Consider the following 17236-nt stretch of genomic DNA (forward strand, 5'->3'; position numbering starts at 1 on the left):
TTAACCTACATACCTTGTTAAATTTGTAAAAATTTCATTTGCATAGGATATTAAGTGACTTAACATCCATGGCGCGAAAAAGATTAAGCCAACAAAAACGGCAACTATTTTCGGTATAAATGCTAATGTCTGCTCTTGAATTTGCGTGGTCGCCTGAAATATACTGACAACCAGCCCGACAACTAGCGCCAAAATAAGCAATGGTCCGCATATTAATAAAACTGTCATTACACCGCGCTCTGCAATTGAGATTACTGCTTCTGGCGTCATTTTTTCACCTGCTTAAAAACTTTGTAGAAGAGATTTTACAACTAGATACCAGCCGTCTACCAATATGAATAATAGAATTTTAAATGGGAGAGAGATCATCACTGGCGGAAGCATCATCATCCCCATCGACATAAGCACACTTGCTACTACCATATCAATGACAAGGAATGGAATAAAAATCATAAAACCAATTTGAAAGGCTGTTTTGATTTCACTAATGGCAAAGGCAGGCACGAGCGCGGTCAGAGGGATATCCTGAATTGTTTCCGGTGTATCTGCTCCTGAGTATTCTAAAAATAATGCAAGATCCTTTTGCCTGGTATGGGCACTCATAAACTCTTTAAAAGGAACAGCAGCAAGTTCGTAGGCTTCTTCTAAGTTAATTTCTTCGTTAAATAATGGCGTCAGCGCCTGTTCATTTACCTCATGAAAGGTTGGGGCCATAATAAAAAAGGTTAAAAACAGAGCTAATCCAATAATTACTTGGTTTGGTGGCATTTGCTGTGTAGCAAGCGCCGTTCTGACAAAGGAGAGAACAATCACGATTCTTGTGAAACATGTCATTAATATCAGAATGCTTGGCGCTAAAGACAAGACGGTCAACAATAAGACAAGCCTTACAGATGTCGAGACATTTTCAGGCGAACTGCCATTAAATATTTCCATAAACTCATTCATTTGTCGTCAGATCCTTTCTTCTTCATTTCATCAAGGATCTTTTTTCTGCTTTGCGCCATGTCATCCATTTGTTTTTTTAGGATCGTTTGAAAGCTGTTCCCTTTCTCTTTTTGCGATTGAGGATTTCTCAGAGCATTTATTGCCTTTGTCACAATATCGCTTGGCTGAACAAGCTGATCCATTTTGCTGTTATAAATTGAGAGCATTTGGCTGTATTCGTCCGGATCATTAATTTCCTTCAGAACTTGAATATTCTCACCAACACCGACAATAAGCAATGATTCTCCAGCTTTAATAATTTGAATGGATCGATTATTGCCTAAAGAAGTTCCTCCTAGGTTTTCCACTAATTGTGTTGATTGGAAGGTCCTATTTCTCTTATTGATGACTTTTAAAAGTGCATATAAGAGACCGACAACAAAGATGGTTGCAGCAATCATTTTAAAAACATCCCAAAAGCTAAATCCTATATTGTCTGCTTCAGCAACTTGCCCTGGAGTTTCTGTTTCTGGCTCTGTTTCTGCACCTGTATCTGTTTCTTCTTGTTCCTCTGTAGTTTCGGTCTTTTCACTATCGCCCTTTTGTTCTAAATAGTCCTTCACACTTTCAATTTGCTCAGCTGAGGCTGTTATTGGCAGCCCCAGCACAGCAAAGATGAAAAGAACCGGCATGACGATTTGCAGTCCTTTTTTTAACAACGCTTTGCACCCTCTATATGTTCTAGTCTTTATCCTAACGTTTTTGAAATTGCTTCGATTACACGATCAGCCTGGAATGGCTTAACAATAAAGTCTTTCGCGCCAGCTTGAATGGCATCAATAACCATTGCCTGCTGACCCATTGCAGAACACATGATAATTTTTGCGTTAGGATTAATTTTTTTAATTTCTTTTAATGCTGTAATTCCGTCCATTTCAGGCATTGTGATATCCATAGTTACTAAATCAGGAGTTGTTTCTTTATATTTTTCTACAGCCTGTGCACCGTCTGCAGCTTCTCCTACTACTTCAAAACCATTTTTCGTTAAAATGTCCTTAATCATCATTCTCATGAATGCTGCGTCATCTACTATTAATATTTTGTGCGACATTTCCAACATTACCCCCATTATTCTAATTGTTTATTTCAGTTTTTTAATTCTGTCTGTCTGGCTGATAATATCTGTCAACCGAACTCCAAAGTTTTCGTCAATAACCACTACCTCACCTTGGGCAATTAAGCGGTTGTTGACTAAAATATCCACCGGTTCACCAGCAAGCTTGTCCAATTCGATAATCGATCCTGCGGAAAGTTCTAAAATTTCTTTGACAGAGCGTTTTGTTCTTCCTAGCTCCACGGTAATCTGAAGCGGAATATCCAGCAGCATGTTCAGATTTTTAGTTTCTGCAGGCTGATTCTGGTATGGATCGAACTCCGAGAACACAGCAGGCTGAACGTTGGGCTGAATGCTGCCCTGAAAGCTTGTGCCAATATGCTGCGGCGGAGCCTGGTAGCTTTGCTGCTGCATTTGCTGGGCTTGCGGCGGAGCTTGATGCTGCGGCATCGGCTGAGCTTGAGGTACTGGCTGTTGCTCTGGCTGCATTGTATACTGTGCAGTGTGTTGTGATTCATGAACAGTCTCTTGCTGTTTGTTCAACTCTACAGCAGCAGGTTGTTCAGGACTGCTTGCTGAGTCTGTTTCAGAACCTGGATTCATTAATTCATGGACCAGTTTCGTTCCGAAGCTAAGCGGAAGAAGCTGCATAATATTTGAATCAATCAGATCACCAATTTTTAAACGGAAAGAAATTTTAATTAATTTATCATCGGGCGGAATTGTTTCCATACCCTCGCCATCTGGTAAATTTAATAAATCGATAGTTGGTGGTGAAATATCAACCTTTTTTCCAAAAATCGTCGACATGGAAGTGGCAGCAGAACCCATCATTTGGTTCATGGCTTCCTGCACAGCACTTAATCGAATTTCATCCAATAAGTCAGAAGGGTTTTTCCCATCTCCACCAAGCATTAAATCGGCAATAACAGCCGCATCTTCTTGGTTAATGACCAATAGGTTACTTCCTAAAAAACCTTCCGTATAGCTAACTTGAATGGCCACATATGGATGAGGAAATTCCTCAATTAGCCTTTTTTTAAGAATGACGGAGACAGTAGGTGTTGTAATATCTACCTTTTGATTCAATAGAGCAGATAAAGCAGTAGCTGAGCTGCCAAAGGAGATATTTCCGATCTCTCCTAAAGCATCCTGTTCCATAGGTGAGATTAACTCATCAATATTTAATTCAGCAGCTTCTTTTTCTGAAGGCTGATCACCATCTGTTCCTCTTAAGAGTGCATCAATTTCATCTTGTGAAAGCATGCCATCACTCATCATTCTCTTCTCCCCCTTTCACAATGTCCAAAATTTGCACAGCAAGCTTTTTGTTTATCTTTCCTGGCTGACCTGTAAATTTAGGAACGTCACCAATTTTAATTATTAACGGCTGGTCAATTGTCCTGTCTAATTCAATGACATCACCGATATCAAGCATTAGGAAGTCTTGAACGGAAATATCTGAGCTTCCAAGCTCACTAATAATCGGCACCTCTGCCCGCTGGATATTTTTCTCAAGCCGTTCCAGTTCCCCTGGCACCCGATCCTTTTTCTCAGTCTGCATCCAATAGTGAACAGATAACCTCGGAATAATGGGTTCTAGGACAACATGCGGAATACAAATATTGATCATACCGCTTGTGTCACCTATTGTCGTATTCAATGATATAACAACTACCGTCTCATTGGGAGATACCATTTGCAAAAATTGCGGATTTACTTCAAAATCCGACAGAATCGGATCAATCTCTGCAACCGTACTCCAAGCTTCCTGCAGGTTTTCAAACGCTTTTTCAAATGTATTAGACATTATTTTCGTTTCAATTTCCGTTAAATTGTCAACTTTGTTTAAGCTGGTGCCGCGCCCGCCCATCATTCGATCCATCATAGCATAGGCGATGTTTGGGTTAACCTCTATTAAAACTCTTCCCTCAAGCGGCGGTACTTCAAATACATTCAGTATCGTCATTTTCGGGATTGAGCGGATAAATTCTTCATATGGTATCTGATCGGCTGATGCTACTGAGATTTGGACATATGTTCTAAGCTGAGCAGAAAAGAAGGTTGTTAATAATCTTGCGAAGTTCTCATGTATTCTTGTTAAACTTCTGATTTGATCTTTTGAAAAGCGCAGAGCTCTTTTAAAATCATAAACCTTAACCTTCTTTTCACTCTGTTCCTTTTTCAGCTCGTCAGCATCCATCTCGCCTGTCGATATAGCCGACAGCAATGCATCAATTTCATTTTGCGACAGAACTTCACTACTCATGTTCCCACCTCCATTTAGAATGTTAGTAGATGATTTCAATTATTTATTGGAGGAGGGATTCTGTAATATAGACTTTCACGATTTGTCCCTCTTGCATTAATTCATTGACCTTAGCTTTAAAATTTTCCTGCAGGGAAAGCTGACCGTCTTTTCCTTGAACTTCTTCCGCGTTCATATCAGCAAGTTCCTGAATAATAATATTTTTCACTTGAAAACTGCGCTTTTCCAGTTCTTCCTTTGCCTTTTTGTCATCGGTTTGAACCATAAAGGAAATTTTCAAATATTCACCGCTTGCTAAGTTGGTCGTAATCTCCGGAATTTCAACTGAAGCTTCAATGACCTCATCAATGGAAGGTTCCTTTTCTTCTTCAGGTCCTGCATTAAGATTTGTGACAGTAAAATACACAATAGCCCCAACAAGCGCTATGGCAATAAGTATAAATATCATGATCATTAACAGTTTATTATTCTTCATCTTCATTGCCTCCCGCATGCTGCATTCCTGCAAGGCCTATTGTTTTATATAGTGATGTAATCATAGCATATACTTGTTCTTCTGATTCTTTTACAACATACTTACGTCCATTTGTGAGCATGATCGTTGTATCTGGAAAAGATTCTATTGTTTCAATTAACATGGCATTAAGTATAAATGATTTTCCATTTAACCGAGATACTTTTATCACTTTGATTTTCAGGGTTAAAGACGAGCTGCCTTTAACCCTGTCCCTCCCTTAATCTATCGTTTTAGGTTAACAAGTTCCTGCAGTATTTCATCTGAAGTTGTAATGATACGTGTATTGGATTGGAATCCGCGCTGTGCAGTAATCATTTCTGTAAATTCTTCGGAAAGGTCAACATTTGACATTTCAAGTGACCCGGCTGCGACAACTCCTCTACCTTCACCTGCAACATTAATATTGGCAACACCAGAGTTAACAGTCTCTTGGAATAAGCTGTTTCCTGCTTTTAGAAGACCAGATCCGTTACTGAACTTAGCAATAGCAAGCTGGCCTAGTGTCCCAATTTCACCATTTGAATATACACCATTAATTTCACCTAAAGAACCGATATTAAAGCTTTCCAGCATACCAGCAGTGTTTCCATTTGGATTCGCCATTGCTGTGATAGAACCAGGCTGATTTGTTAGACCGCTAAAATTTATCGTTACGTTTTGTGCAGGAGTAAATCCACTCAATGCAATATTGGAGTTCGCCTGATTCGGAAACGTAATTGCTTGCGGAGTTGCAGGACTAGGCTGTGCAGGATCGACATTTCTATTCCACAATTGAACAGTCCAATTGTTGCCCGTTCCTTTAAACTCCACATCAAGAACCTGTGCATCGCCATTTGCATCTACAACTTTAATTTGCTGTACTAATTCATTCGCACCACTTGCGTCTGATGGCAAATTGCCTTCAAGGGTAATTTCATCCGTTACCACAGCAGGAAGCATTGCATTAACATTGACTGTGATATCACTTAAAACACCATTTTCATAAGACTGAACCTTTAAACCGTCCGCATTCACAAGAGTACCGTTATCATCTAAATAAAAGTTTCCTGCTCTTGTGTAATATTGTGATTGACCTTGACTTACAACGAAATAGCCATCTCCATCAATACCCAAGTCCAGTGAACGTCCAGTTGTTTGTAAACTTGAACCCGTGTGAATGGTATCAATGGTAGCAAGAGTCGAACCAAGACCCACCTGCATCGCATTTTTACCACCGCGGTTTTCCTGTGCTGCACTCGCGCCTGCAACCGTCTGGTTCATTGTGTCTTTAAACGTTACACGCCCTTTTTTAAAGCCATAGGTATTCACGTTTGCTATATTATTACCAATAACATCTAACTTTGTCTGAAAATTTTTCATCCCGCTTATTCCTGAATACATTGAACGTAGCATGTTTTTTTCTCCTCCCATATTACCTGCGTCTGTCAGTCGGCAGGTGTTGGCTTCCTTCTTAAGGTCCAGCCATTTAGTCCATTACAATTGTTCCAGTAATATTAGTAAAAATCTGTGATTCGGCTTCTGTCCGATCCATGGCGGTAATAACGGTTTGATTGTTCGCGCTAACGATTAGAGCTGCATCTTTCAGCAATACAAGTGCTTCTTTTACACCCATTCTTTTGGCTTCTGACACTTTACTTTCAATGCTTTTCCACTTTTCATCGTCAATGGTAATGCCACGCTGCTGCAGTCGTTCTTTAGCATGTTTGCTAATCAATAACTTCTCATTTGCGCCTAATGCTGATTTTAAATGCTCTGTAAAGGGCTTCTCAGCGGCCTTTTGCTGTAGTTTCTGTTGTGGCTGCGGTTTTATAACCGGCTGGGTATGAATCGGACGAAACATATAGTTGCTCATCCAATCGCTTCCTTTTAAGATTCAATTTTTACAATCTGTGAAGAAGAAATAGCTGTTTTGGCTTCATCATCAAGCTGGAAAGATGTTTTGCCATTTTTGAAGGACACAGACTGAATAGAAGCGATATGCTCCTTTTTATCAGCATCCAGATATGTTACTGTTTTGCCAATCATCATGCTTGCTTGAAGCATCGCATTTTCCTTCGAAGTTTCATTTACTTGTGAGATGTTAGCTGGAGTCAGTTTAGTTCCATCTTCAAGTATAAAATTCACGCTATTATCCTTGAATTGAATGGAAGCTACTTTTCCAGTTCCTTCTTCAATGACTGGGACATCATTTTCACCTTCTGCTTCAGATACTTTATGCCAGCTCACTTCTTTTCCAATAAAAGCATTGTAGGAGATCATCTGGCTTTGCTCCTGCATTTTCAGAAAGCTTTGAAGTGTTGTATTCATGTTTGTCATTTGCTCTAATGATGAAAAAGTAGCCATTTGCGCAATAAAGTCTTTATCTTCCATTGGGCTTGAAGGATCCTGGTTTTGCAGCTGTGCCATTAAAATCTTCAAAAAGTCATCTTTTCCTAACACATCACTGCCCGTTTTTTTTGTTTGATTTTGATAGTTTGACAGCAATAAAGCAGAATCAATAGAATTTGTCATTTTCTCACCTACGCTTCCGTATTCAATAATGCTTCCTCAAAGGAGTCTCCAAAGCTATTTTCAGTTTCCTGCTGCTGTTTATCTGGCTGTCGAGACTGCTGGCGCTCTTGTTCAGATTGCTGTTCTTTATGAAAGAATCTTTCCTGCTGATTCATCTGCTGGGTAATCTCCACTTTCTCTACTTGAAGATTCTGCGCAGAAAATGCATTTTTTAATCCGTTTAAGTTCGCATCTAGTGCTTCTTTAGCCGCTGCAGTTGAAGTTAGTATTCTTGCAATCATCGTCGAATCTTTTTGGATTAATTCAATTCTTAAAGCACCTAGATGCTCTGGATTTAATTTAATAAATAGTCTTTGAGTTTCACCATTTTTCATTAAATGACTTTTGGCCAGAATTGACTCAAACTGCTGCATGAGCTGCTGTGTGGAAACTGGTTTTCCGTTTTGACTCAACATTAGGGTCAACTGTTCAGGTTTTGCCATTTGCTGGAATTGCAGAAAACCAGCAGATAAACCTTCCGTTTTCGGTTTAAACGTCTCTAAGCCAGTTGCATTTGAATTAAGCTGGTCTGACAATTCTTCTGATACTCCAGAAAATAATTTAAAGGCCATTTCACGATTAGCTGCTGATTTTGTACTCATCAATTCCTGAAGCCCATCATGAAAACTTTTTAAGAAATCCTTTAGGTTTACGTCTTTCCCAGCGATATCCTGATGTGCAGATAAGAGGTCAAAAAGCTTAACGGCTTTCATTCCCATCAGAAAGTCTCGATCACCACTTCCATTAAATGAAGCAGACTTTACTGCAGCCAATTTTTCAAGCATCTGCATAATAGCCAATTCCATGTTTTGAAGTTCTTGACCTTCCTTACCTTCCATTTCGATATCCAGTTCAGCGTCAGCCTCTTCAGACGCGCCGCTGTTTCCTTCTTGTTTAAACGAAGCTAATAACTTTGTGAGAAGTTCACCAAGTTCCTCTAATGTAATCCCCATCTCTTCTGAAAGAATTTGCAGTAGTGACTGATCGGACTCCATCATTATTTTAGAAAAAAGCTCTAGACCATTTTCTAAATCGAGAAGCTGATCAGTATTAAACAAAGCGAGAATTTCAGCCAATTCAGCTTCCGTCATGTCTTTTACGCCATTAAGATTGTCTTCGTTTGATTGAGCGGTTATTTTGCCTCCCATTAAACCTGCTAGCATAGAAGTAAAGCCTTCAGCTCCATCCCCAGCTGCAAATTTATTGCCGGAAGCTTTTAAACTGTTGATTAATCCTAATCCTGCAACTTGCATTTTTTCACCTCCCTTCTACGTGGAAGCAGAATTACTCAGCACCATCCTCGTTTTCTTTTGCAGCTGTCAGCAATCCTGTCATTCGTGCAGCATTTGCCGGATCCAGGTTTTCCATAATTGATGCCAGCGTATCCGGTTTGACATTTGCTAATATGCGGACTGCTTCAGAATCTTCCATTTCTGTGATAATTGGAGCAGCTTTTTTGGCGGAGATCGTTTCATAGGTTTTAATAATGTCCTTAAAGGCCCGTTTATTTTCATCCCGAATTGCTCTAAGTTCATCTATTTCCTGCTGTAATCTTTCCTTTTCAAGCTGTGCTCGCTCTATATCAAGGTCTTTTGTTTCCAGCTGTCCTTCAAGCTGTGTAATTCTAGCTTCCCTGTCTTTTATATCGGCTTCAAGCTCAAACACTTTGTTTTCAAATTCTTCCATACTGGCATTTTGATCTTCAGTAAAGAGAGAAGAAAGAATAGGAATTTTTTGTCCATATTCTTTCGTGACTTGGAAAACGTTGTGACCAAGTAAAGTGAAAACAAGCAGCATAACTGCAAGCGCAAAAAGCAGGGGAATTAGAAACCAATATAGAAACTTTTGAAACTTGCTTGTTGTATTTTGATTTCCTTCAAGTTCATTCTTTTTTCCCATTCGACCACCTAATTTCCTCGATTGACGAAATGCTGTATCGAAATATCATCCATTTGTCTGCCCTCTAGCTGTTTTAATTCCTCATAAAAATGTTCTTTGCTTTTTTCTTTTATCTTTTCGTATTTTTTCACTTCTATATTTTTTTCCATTAATCGATCCTGAAAATAATTCATCTGACTTCTTGTATTCATCACCATCTTTTGAAAATGATGAATGGTCTTTTCCAGGTTGCCTACAAACTGCTGATGATGTCTGATTTCTTGGACAGGCAAACCGCTTAGTAATCTTTCTGATTGCAGGGATTCCAAATCCTCTTTTTTCTTAAGCAATTCATAAAGCTTCTCAGCAGCATCTTCAAATCGTTTAACAGATTGGTTATAAAGCTCAAATGCTTCATCTTTTTCACGTTCGCGGATGGACAGTACTTTATTGAATTTAAACTGAAACTGCACTTGGGTCAGTCTCCTTTCCCGGTAATGCGATAAAGTTGCTGAATGCTTTCGTCAATCGATATTTTTTCATGTGTCCTCTGTTTTAAAAATGCTGTAATCAGCGGATAAAGTCTAATGGCCTCATCGATTTCTGCAGATGATCCTTTTTTATATGCCCCAATGTTTATCAGATCTTCTGAATTGATATAAATACTTAAGAATTGACGCAGCCTTTCAGCTGCTTGCACATGTGCGGGTGCTGAGATCTGATTCATGACCCTGCTGACACTTTTTAATACATTAACGGCAGGATATTGACCCTTATTGGCAAGAGCACGATCTAAAACAAAATGCCCATCCAAAATTCCTCGCACTGTATCTGCAATCGGTTCATTCATATCATCACCATCAACAAGCACCGTGTAAAATGCCGTAATAGTTCCGACTTCATTAGTACCCGTTCTCTCAAGGAGCTTAGGCAGAATCGCAAAGACAGATGGTGTATACCCTTTAGTCGTAGGAGGTTCTCCAACTGCCAGTCCAACTTCACGCTGTGCCATTGCTACACGGGTGACTGAGTCCATCATTAGCATAACGTTTAAGCCTTTATCTCGAAAATACTCGGCTATGGCTGTTGCCGTATATGCACCTTTAATCCGCATTAATGCAGGCTGGTCTGAAGTAGCAACAACAACAATAGATCTTTTTAACCCTTCAGGTCCCAGGTCTTTTTCAATAAATTCACGTACTTCACGGCCACGCTCACCTATTAGAGCAATGACATTTAAGTCGGCAGTTGTATTACGCGCGATCATACCGAGCAGGGTGCTTTTTCCTACACCGCTTCCCGCGAAAATACCTACACGCTGTCCTTTTCCAACAGATAGCAAACTGTCAACCATACGTACTCCAACTTCAATCGGCTCATGGATCGGCGGCCTTTTTAGCGGATTTGGCGGATTTTGATCAGTAGGGACACTAGTTAGCCCTCTTGGCAAACTGCTCTCATCAAGCGGTCTTCCTAATGAATCAATCGCCTTTCCAATTAATGCAGAACCAACTTTAATTTCTAAGGGACTGCCCGTTGCTTCCACTAAACTGCCAGGTGCAATTTCATTAAGTTCTGTATAAGGCATTAGGATGACATTTTCACCTTTAAATCCAACTACTTCAGCCAATATGGTTGATTTTTTCTTTTTTCCAATATGGATATAGCAGACATCACCGATAGAACTTTCTGGACCTTGAGATTCAATCATTAGCCCCACCACACGATTTACTCTTCCGTATCGCTTAAAGCTGTCTATTTCATCAAGATAATCCAGCGCATCATTTATCTGCATTAATGGTCACTCTCCAATTTTTCAAACAGCTTGACCTTTATTTCATTAAGCTGACTATCAACAGCAGCATCTATTCGGCCGCTTTCAGACTCTATTACACAGCTGCTTTCAGGCAATTCGTCGTTTGGAAAAATGTACAATTTTGTTTCTTTCGGAAACACAGCCATTAGTTCATCCTTATGGTTTACTAGCAGCTCGTATTGTGTCGGGTGCACATGTAGCTGAACATCACTTTGTTCCCTTGCTTCTTTTAGAGCACGTTTTACATATGAAATATAATGTTCTGCATTTCCCGAAAGGTCTTCGTTAATAATTTTTGAAGCAACCTTGATGCCGATCTGCAGAATCGTCCTTTCAGCTTGATCTACAGTTGATTCATAGTCTTTTTTGCTGAGATCGACTGTCTGTTGAGCAAGGGCTATATACTCTGCATAATCGTGATAACCTTGTTTCCTGCCATCTTCATAGCCTGCACTATACCCTTCAGACTGAGCTTGCTCAAACAGTGCCTGTTTTTCCTGCTGTAGAGATTCCCGCTCTGTTTGCATATGCTCTTCCAGCCTATTAACTTCTTCTCTGGCTGCATTCAGCATTTGCTCTGCTTCCATTTTTGCATGGGATATGATCTGCTGAATCTCAGCTTCTGTGTGTGCATGGTTTCTCAGCTCAGGGCTGCCTTCAGTATTTTCAAATGTTTTAATTCTAATGATCTTTTGGTCTTTTTCAGGGATGTCATTTATAGCCTTATATAGTCTAGACAATAATGTCATCTCCTCCGCCACGGGCCACGATAATTTCACCGGACTCTTCTAGTCTGCGGATGATGCCGACAATTCTTGACTGTGCTTCTTCAACTTCACGCAGTCTTACAGGACCCATGTATTCCATTTCATCCTTAAACGTCTCAACCATTCTGGAAGACATATTGCTAAAGACAATTTCTTTAACTTCGTCACTGGATACTTTCAGAGAAAGCATAAGATCTTCAGTTTCACAATCACGGATGATTCTCTGGATAGCGCGATTATCAAGTGTAACAATATCTTCAAAGACGAACATTCTTTTCTTAATTTCTTCGGCTAATTCAGGATCCTGAATTTCTAATGCATCAAGAATCGTTCTTTCTGTCGCACGATCCACACCATTTAATACATCTACAACCGCTTCAACTCCGCCTGTCTGCGTATAATCCTGTGTAACAGTTGCTGAAAGCTTTCTTTCAAGTATTTGTTCTACTTCGTTGATGATTTCCGGTGATGTGCTATCCATTACAGCGATCCTTCTTGCGATATCAGCCTGCATTTCCTGAGGCAGTTCTGAAAGAATCTGTCCCGCCTGCGCTGAATCTAAATAAGAAAGAATAAGTGCGATTGTCTGCGGATGCTCGTTTTGTATAAAGTTGAAAATCTGGCCAGGGTCTGCTTTGCGGGCAAAGTCAAATGGACGCACCTGCAAAGAAGAAGTCAGTCTGTTGATAATGACTGACGCTTGTTCTGTACCAAGAGCTTTTTCTAAGACTGTTTTCGCATAGCCAATACCGCCTTGTGAAATATAATCTTGTGCAAGTGCTATTTGGTGAAACTCCTCAAGGATTTCTTCTTTTGCCTCTGATTCCACTTTTTTGACCCCGGAAATTTCCAATGTGAGTTTTTCAATTTCTTCCTCACTTAAATGCTTGTATACCGATGAAGCAACATCAGGCCCAAGGGAGATTAGCAGAATGGCCGCTTTTTGCTTGCCTGTTAATTCTTTTTGTTCATTTCTTGCCACGATTTAGTCCCCCCTTAGTCTTCTGCGATCCAAGTTCTTAATAGTTTAGCAAAGTCTTCCGGCTTTTCTTTTGCCATCTTTTCTAATTGCTTGCGGCGTAAAGTACCTTCTGTTTCAGTCTCTTCGTTCACGTCCGGAACATTAAATGTCCTTTGTTCAGCAAGAACCTCTTCTTCTTCAGCGATATCATTCGCTTTCTTTCTAGCTCGAATAAAGAGGAAAATTAAAACGGCGATAATTAAAATTAATAATCCGCCTATAGCATAAACCCACCATGGCAGGCCAGCTGCTGCTTCTTCAGAAAATTCCACCTTGCCATTAAACGGCTGAACAGATACAAGAATTTTATCTTGCAATGCTTCGTCGGTGATTTCTCCTTCTACAGAATCTTTATTGATTGTCGTTCTTACAATCGTTCCTAACATTTGGGTAATATCATTAATTCGTTCCTGCGGCAGTGAGTTAGGGTCATCAGCAGTAGGAGGCTCAACCATAACCTGGATGCCTAAATCTCTAATTTTATAAGGACTTTCAACAATTTCTCTGCGAATTTTATTCACTTCATTGTTAATTGTCTCTTCAATTCGTTCATAATCGCCATTTCCTTCAGCACCTTCTACATATGTGGTGCCTAACGCATCAGCTGGATCTTCTCCTTGCGGAATTCCGCCAGCTTGATCTCCGTTCCCAGTGAAGGTTTCTGTAACTCTCTGCGCACTAATCGCGATGCCTTCCATATTTTCTTCATCAACAGGCTCAACAAGGTTTTCTTCTCTGTTTTCCTGGGTAAAGTCAATATCAGCAGTAACAGAAACAACCACTTTGTCTGGTCCCATTAATGTTCCAAGCATGCTTTGAACTTGTCTTTGCACATCGCGTTCAATTTCTTTTTTGATCTCATGCTGTGCAGCAAAAGTAGACCCTGGAGAATTTTCATTATTTTTTTGATCAAAGTACTCAAAATATTGGTTAGTGATGACGATATTATCAGTAGGTAGGTTTGGTACACTTTTTGAGACAAGATGATACAAAGCCTGGATTTGTGAGTCCTCAAACTGATAACCAGGTTTTGTATCAAGCACGATAGAAGCAGATGCTGCTTCTGTTGAATCATTAACAAAGATGCCTTTCTCAGGAAGGTTAATCATAACCTTTGCATCGTTAACCCCATCAACCCCTTTGATTAACGTTGCTAACTCCGTCTGCATAGCATCCAGCTTCAATACATTAAATTCATTTTCTGTCATTCCAATTCCAGCGTTCTGGCTAAAGAAGGAATAATCAATGCCGCCTGATTTAGGCAGACCTTCAGCAGCAAGTTCAACCAGTAACGTATCAGCCATCTCTTCTGGTACTAAAATGGTCGTACCGTCATTAGCTATTTCAGACTGTATACCCCTTGCCGTTAAGTTCTCTTTAATTGCCCCTGTTTCCGATGGCGATAGATTGCTGTATAAAGGAACGAAACTTGTAGAAGTTGCCCAGATTGAACCGGCAATTATTAATATAATTAAAAGAATAGAAGAACCGATATATAAAGTTTTTTGCTTTTTTGAACGCGATCTCCAAAACTCTTTTAATTTTGTTATGAAATTTTGAAACGATTCTTTCATCATTACCCCCCGATGGTTCCGCCATAGCCTCTCAGAAAAAATTCATTATTCATTTCTATTTTCTTAAATTCATGTCTTCTCAGAAGCTATAGCTGTATATGCATTGTGGGCGCATAGTCCAAATAAATTTTATTCTTTTCTATTAAACTTGCATTCTCATCATCTCTTGATATGCTTCGATCACTTTATTCCGTATTTCAAGAGTAGCTGTCATTGTTACACTCGCTTTTTGTGAAGCAATCATGACTTGATGCAAATCAACGTTTTCTCCGCGAGCTAATTTTTCAGTTAGTTTGTCAGATTCAATTTGTGTTTCATTAACTTTATTAATAGAATCCTTAAGGACGGACGCAAAATCTTTCTGCGCTTCGAATGGTGTAGTACGATTCACTGTTGTATTGTTTATGTTTTGTACAGATTGCGACACGGGCGAAAATGTTACATTATTCATTTAGCAATCCCTCCTTTACTTCCCAATCTCTAATGATTTCATCATCATATTTTTAGACGCATTAAATACGGTTACGTTCGCTTCATAAGATCTAGTTGCACTCATAAGGTCAACCATCTCTCTAAGTGGATCCACATTCGGCATCTCCACATAGCCATCCTCATTGGCATCTGGATGAGTAGGGTCATACACCATTTTAAATGGCGTCTCATCTTCTACTACCTCCGTTACCTTCACACCGTTTCCTATTCCAGTTTGACTGGATCGTCCCATTGCTTTATTTAGAAATGACGAGAATTGTCCTTCTTTTGGCTGCAATACGACTGATTTCCTGCGATATGTTTCTCCGCCATTCAAACTTCTTGTTGAATCAACATTTGCCATATTAGATGAGATAACATCCATACGAAGTCTTTGTGCAGTTAAGGCAGAAGACGTATTGTTCATACTATGAAAAATTGTCATGATTATCTGCCTCCCTTAAGAACGTTTTGCAGACTTGATAATTTACCGCTCATCCGGTCAACAAGCGCATTATAGTAAATTTGATTTGTGGCTAAATCAGACATTTCTTTGTCAATATCGACACTGTTGCCTGATTCGTTATAAGAAACGTTTCTTTGTGACACAATTCCGTTTGCAGAAGCATTTGTTTTAAAATCATAATGTCTGGAATCCGTTCGATATGCTTTCTGAGCCCCTGCCATCGCTTGATTTAAAGTGTCTTTAAAGCTGACATCCTTCGCCTTATAACCCGGTGTATCCACATTAGCTATATTTTGAGAGATCACTTTTTGTTTTAGTGATGAGTAATTTAACGCACCTTCAATCGTCGAGATCGTACCTGAAAACAAGTTCAATTTTGCCACCTCATATTCCTTAATCAATAATTATCTGAAAAAAACACATATTCTCCGACGAATTACGACAATTTTCAACTTAAATCTTATTGTAATGAATTTGAAATAATAAGTCTATGTGCATTATGTTAATTTTAGTGATTCATTCGGACTATTTTCATTAATTTTTGCATAAGACTATTCTCTCTTATCATAAAAACGCAAAGCGCGCTATTTGTCGAATTATAGGCATACTGCGATTATATGATGTAATAGCCACAAACACAATATAGGAGTTTTTACTCAAATGGATAAAGTTACACCTTGTTATAAGGCTAACCTACTATTTTTCAACAAAATATACTTTCACTGTTTTTTCGTAACAAATGAAATATAAATAGAAATAAATAGAGACTGGAACAGTATTTACCTCATTTTGAAATCGAATTTCCCTATAGAAAACCAGTAATAGGCAGATAAAAACCCGAACTATAGTTGAAAGAATAAGGAAAAACTTTCTTATAGTCCGGGCTGGATTTTAATTTAGGAAATCCCCGATTTGAATCGTGCATTGTTTTTAACTGTATGGTCTACAATCTTGATAGTATAAAAAAAAAGCATCCAGTTCAACTGGATACTTTTTGAAGTTTTTAGTTTGACTTCAATTTTTCAAGCTCGAATAAGAATTTATCGTTAAGAACTTTGATGTAAGTTCCCTTCATTCCTAATGAACGTGACTCAATAACACCAGCACTTTCAAGTTTTCTCAAAGCGTTAACAATAACAGATCTTGTGATGCCGACACGGTCAGCAATTTTAGATGCTACAAGTAATCCTTCATTTCCATTTAATTCTTCAAAGATGTGCTCGATCGCCTCTAACTCACTATAAGAAAGTGAACTGATTGCCATTTGGACAACCGCTTTGCTTCTAGCTTCTTCTTCAATTTCTTCAGCTTTTTCACGAAGAATTTCCATTCCAACAACTGTTGCACCGTATTCAGCTAAAATTAAATCATCATCATGGAATTGTTCTTGTACACGAGCCAAAATCAATGTACCAAGACGTTCCCCGCCGCCAATAATTGGTACGATCGTCGTTAAACCTTCACGGAACAGATCTTTATTCTCCACAGGGAAAGCTGTATATTCGCTATTGATGTCTAAGTTTGATGAAGTTTCTTGAATGCTGAATAAGTTTTTTGTATATTCTTCAGGAAATTGACGCTCTTCAAGCATTTTTTTCATACGCTCATTTTCAATTTGCTGATTAGCTGCATAGCCTAAAAGCTTACCGCGGCGGCTAACAACAAAAATGTTCGCTTCAATGACTTCACTTAGCGTTTCAGCCATTTCTTTGAAATTAACCGGTTTCCCAGCAGCTTTTTGAAGCATTGCATTAATCTTTCTTGTTTTTGATAATAAATCCATTCTTACTTCCTCCTATTTGCTAACACAATTAACAATTATCATATTTTGAGGCTGTTTTCAGGTACATTTTACAGTTTCTCGAA

At 39.1% G+C, this 17236-nt stretch carries 22 protein-coding genes; all 22 read right to left on the bottom strand.

Annotated elements, in window-relative coordinates; all coding sequences use genetic code 11:
- Complete coding sequence (fliQ, locus tag A6754_RS13540) at window positions 1-270, bottom strand: flagellar biosynthesis protein FliQ (RefSeq protein ID WP_066446570.1); 270 nt, start codon at window positions 268-270, stop codon at window positions 1-3.
- A 12-nt stretch (window positions 271-282) separates the two neighbouring features.
- Window positions 283-948, bottom strand: coding sequence for a flagellar type III secretion system pore protein FliP (gene fliP / locus A6754_RS13545; RefSeq protein ID WP_066446572.1), 666 nt, complete (start codon window positions 946-948; stop codon window positions 283-285).
- Window positions 945-1646, bottom strand: coding sequence for a flagellar biosynthetic protein FliO (locus A6754_RS13550; protein WP_257297764.1), 702 nt, complete (start codon window positions 1644-1646; stop codon window positions 945-947). The genes fliP and A6754_RS13550 overlap by 4 nt, the downstream gene beginning before the upstream one ends.
- A gap of 29 nt (window positions 1647-1675) precedes the next feature.
- Window positions 1676-2038: a chemotaxis protein CheY gene (cheY, locus tag A6754_RS13555; protein ID WP_066446575.1), complete on the bottom strand. Its 363-nt coding sequence runs from the start codon at window positions 2036-2038 to the stop codon at window positions 1676-1678.
- Between the two features lie 30 nt (window positions 2039-2068).
- Window positions 2069-3322 (bottom strand): flagellar motor switch phosphatase FliY, encoded by a 1254-nt coding sequence (fliY, locus tag A6754_RS13560; RefSeq protein ID WP_066446579.1) that lies wholly within the window; start codon window positions 3320-3322, stop codon window positions 2069-2071.
- Window positions 3312-4310 (bottom strand): flagellar motor switch protein FliM, encoded by a 999-nt coding sequence (gene fliM, locus A6754_RS13565; protein WP_066446580.1) that lies wholly within the window; start codon window positions 4308-4310, stop codon window positions 3312-3314. The genes fliY and fliM overlap by 11 nt, the downstream gene beginning before the upstream one ends.
- Before the next feature lie 43 nt (window positions 4311-4353).
- Window positions 4354-4785: a flagellar basal body-associated protein FliL gene (gene fliL, locus A6754_RS13570; RefSeq protein ID WP_066446582.1), complete on the bottom strand. Its 432-nt coding sequence runs from the start codon at window positions 4783-4785 to the stop codon at window positions 4354-4356.
- A complete protein-coding gene (locus A6754_RS13575) occupies window positions 4775-4996 on the bottom strand; it encodes a flagellar FlbD family protein (protein WP_066446585.1) in 222 nt (73 codons plus the stop codon). Before A6754_RS13575 ends, fliL begins: the two co-directional genes overlap by 11 nt.
- Before the next feature lie 53 nt (window positions 4997-5049).
- Window positions 5050-6219 carry a flagellar hook protein FlgE gene (locus A6754_RS13580; protein ID WP_066446586.1) on the bottom strand — a complete coding sequence of 390 codons (1170 nt, stop codon included), beginning with the start codon at window positions 6217-6219 and terminating at the stop codon, window positions 5050-5052.
- 73 nt (window positions 6220-6292) lie between these two features.
- Window positions 6293-6679, bottom strand: coding sequence for a TIGR02530 family flagellar biosynthesis protein (locus tag A6754_RS13585; RefSeq protein ID WP_066446588.1), 387 nt, complete (start codon window positions 6677-6679; stop codon window positions 6293-6295).
- A gap of 14 nt (window positions 6680-6693) precedes the next feature.
- Window positions 6694-7338 (bottom strand): flagellar hook assembly protein FlgD, encoded by a 645-nt coding sequence (gene flgD, locus A6754_RS13590; RefSeq protein ID WP_066446590.1) that lies wholly within the window; start codon window positions 7336-7338, stop codon window positions 6694-6696.
- Window positions 7339-7346: 8 nt separating this feature from the next.
- The gene (locus A6754_RS13595; protein ID WP_066446591.1) at window positions 7347-8630 is read right to left on the bottom strand and encodes a flagellar hook-length control protein FliK; all 1284 of its coding nucleotides are present in this window, start codon (window positions 8628-8630) and stop codon (window positions 7347-7349) included.
- A 31-nt stretch (window positions 8631-8661) separates the two neighbouring features.
- Window positions 8662-9276: a MotE family protein gene (locus A6754_RS13600; RefSeq protein ID WP_066446594.1), complete on the bottom strand. Its 615-nt coding sequence runs from the start codon at window positions 9274-9276 to the stop codon at window positions 8662-8664.
- Between the two features lie 8 nt (window positions 9277-9284).
- A complete protein-coding gene (gene fliJ, locus A6754_RS13605) occupies window positions 9285-9728 on the bottom strand; it encodes a flagellar export protein FliJ (RefSeq protein ID WP_066446598.1) in 444 nt (147 codons plus the stop codon).
- Window positions 9729-9733: 5 nt separating this feature from the next.
- Entirely contained in the window at window positions 9734-11050 is a 1317-nt protein-coding gene (fliI, locus tag A6754_RS13610) for a flagellar protein export ATPase FliI (protein ID WP_066446600.1), read from the bottom strand.
- Window positions 11050-11811: a flagellar assembly protein FliH gene (gene fliH, locus A6754_RS13615; RefSeq protein ID WP_180320226.1), complete on the bottom strand. Its 762-nt coding sequence runs from the start codon at window positions 11809-11811 to the stop codon at window positions 11050-11052. The genes fliI and fliH overlap by 1 nt, the downstream gene beginning before the upstream one ends.
- Window positions 11804-12820: a flagellar motor switch protein FliG gene (gene fliG / locus A6754_RS13620; protein ID WP_066446606.1), complete on the bottom strand. Its 1017-nt coding sequence runs from the start codon at window positions 12818-12820 to the stop codon at window positions 11804-11806. The genes fliH and fliG overlap by 8 nt, the downstream gene beginning before the upstream one ends.
- A 14-nt stretch (window positions 12821-12834) precedes the next feature.
- Window positions 12835-14433, bottom strand: coding sequence for a flagellar basal-body MS-ring/collar protein FliF (gene fliF / locus A6754_RS13625; protein ID WP_066446608.1), 1599 nt, complete (start codon window positions 14431-14433; stop codon window positions 12835-12837).
- Window positions 14434-14575: 142 nt separating this feature from the next.
- Window positions 14576-14884, bottom strand: coding sequence for a flagellar hook-basal body complex protein FliE (fliE, locus tag A6754_RS13630; protein ID WP_066446610.1), 309 nt, complete (start codon window positions 14882-14884; stop codon window positions 14576-14578).
- A gap of 15 nt (window positions 14885-14899) precedes the next feature.
- On the bottom strand, window positions 14900-15349 hold the full coding sequence (flgC, locus tag A6754_RS13635; RefSeq protein WP_066446612.1) for a flagellar basal body rod protein FlgC: 450 nt from the start codon (window positions 15347-15349) through the stop codon (window positions 14900-14902).
- 2 nt (window positions 15350-15351) lie between these two features.
- A complete protein-coding gene (flgB, locus tag A6754_RS13640; protein ID WP_066446614.1) occupies window positions 15352-15744 on the bottom strand; it encodes a flagellar basal body rod protein FlgB in 393 nt (130 codons plus the stop codon).
- 629 nt (window positions 15745-16373) lie between these two features.
- Window positions 16374-17153 carry a GTP-sensing pleiotropic transcriptional regulator CodY gene (gene codY / locus A6754_RS13645; protein ID WP_066446616.1) on the bottom strand — a complete coding sequence of 260 codons (780 nt, stop codon included), beginning with the start codon at window positions 17151-17153 and terminating at the stop codon, window positions 16374-16376.
- Between the last annotated feature and the right edge of the window lie 83 nt (window positions 17154-17236).

The organism is Cytobacillus gottheilii (assembly GCF_001636345.1).
GTDB classification, from domain to species: Bacteria; Bacillota; Bacilli; order Bacillales; family Cytobacillaceae; genus Cytobacillus; species Cytobacillus gottheilii.

Coding starts and splice junctions, on each gene's coding strand:
- fliQ (WP_066446570.1), bottom strand. CDS start 270: ATGACGCCAGAAGCAGTAATCTCAATTGCAGAGCGCGGTGTAATGACA.
- fliP (WP_066446572.1), bottom strand. CDS start 948: ATGAATGAGTTTATGGAAATATTTAATGGCAGTTCGCCTGAAAATGTC.
- cheY (WP_066446575.1), bottom strand. CDS start 2,038: ATGTCGCACAAAATATTAATAGTAGATGACGCAGCATTCATGAGAATG.
- fliY (WP_066446579.1), bottom strand. CDS start 3,322: ATGATGAGTGATGGCATGCTTTCACAAGATGAAATTGATGCACTCTTA.
- fliM (WP_066446580.1), bottom strand. CDS start 4,310: ATGAGTAGTGAAGTTCTGTCGCAAAATGAAATTGATGCATTGCTGTCG.
- fliL (WP_066446582.1), bottom strand. CDS start 4,785: ATGAAGAATAATAAACTGTTAATGATCATGATATTTATACTTATTGCC.
- A6754_RS13580 (WP_066446586.1), bottom strand. CDS start 6,219: ATGCTACGTTCAATGTATTCAGGAATAAGCGGGATGAAAAATTTTCAG.
- A6754_RS13585 (WP_066446588.1), bottom strand. CDS start 6,679: ATGAGCAACTATATGTTTCGTCCGATTCATACCCAGCCGGTTATAAAA.
- flgD (WP_066446590.1), bottom strand. CDS start 7,338: ATGACAAATTCTATTGATTCTGCTTTATTGCTGTCAAACTATCAAAAT.
- A6754_RS13595 (WP_066446591.1), bottom strand. CDS start 8,630: ATGCAAGTTGCAGGATTAGGATTAATCAACAGTTTAAAAGCTTCCGGC.
- A6754_RS13600 (WP_066446594.1), bottom strand. CDS start 9,276: ATGGGAAAAAAGAATGAACTTGAAGGAAATCAAAATACAACAAGCAAG.
- fliI (WP_066446600.1), bottom strand. CDS start 11,050: ATGCAGATAAATGATGCGCTGGATTATCTTGATGAAATAGACAGCTTT.
- fliF (WP_066446608.1), bottom strand. CDS start 14,433: ATGAAAGAATCGTTTCAAAATTTCATAACAAAATTAAAAGAGTTTTGG.
- fliE (WP_066446610.1), bottom strand. CDS start 14,884: ATGAATAATGTAACATTTTCGCCCGTGTCGCAATCTGTACAAAACATA.
- flgC (WP_066446612.1), bottom strand. CDS start 15,349: ATGACAATTTTTCATAGTATGAACAATACGTCTTCTGCCTTAACTGCA.
- codY (WP_066446616.1), bottom strand. CDS start 17,153: ATGGATTTATTATCAAAAACAAGAAAGATTAATGCAATGCTTCAAAAA.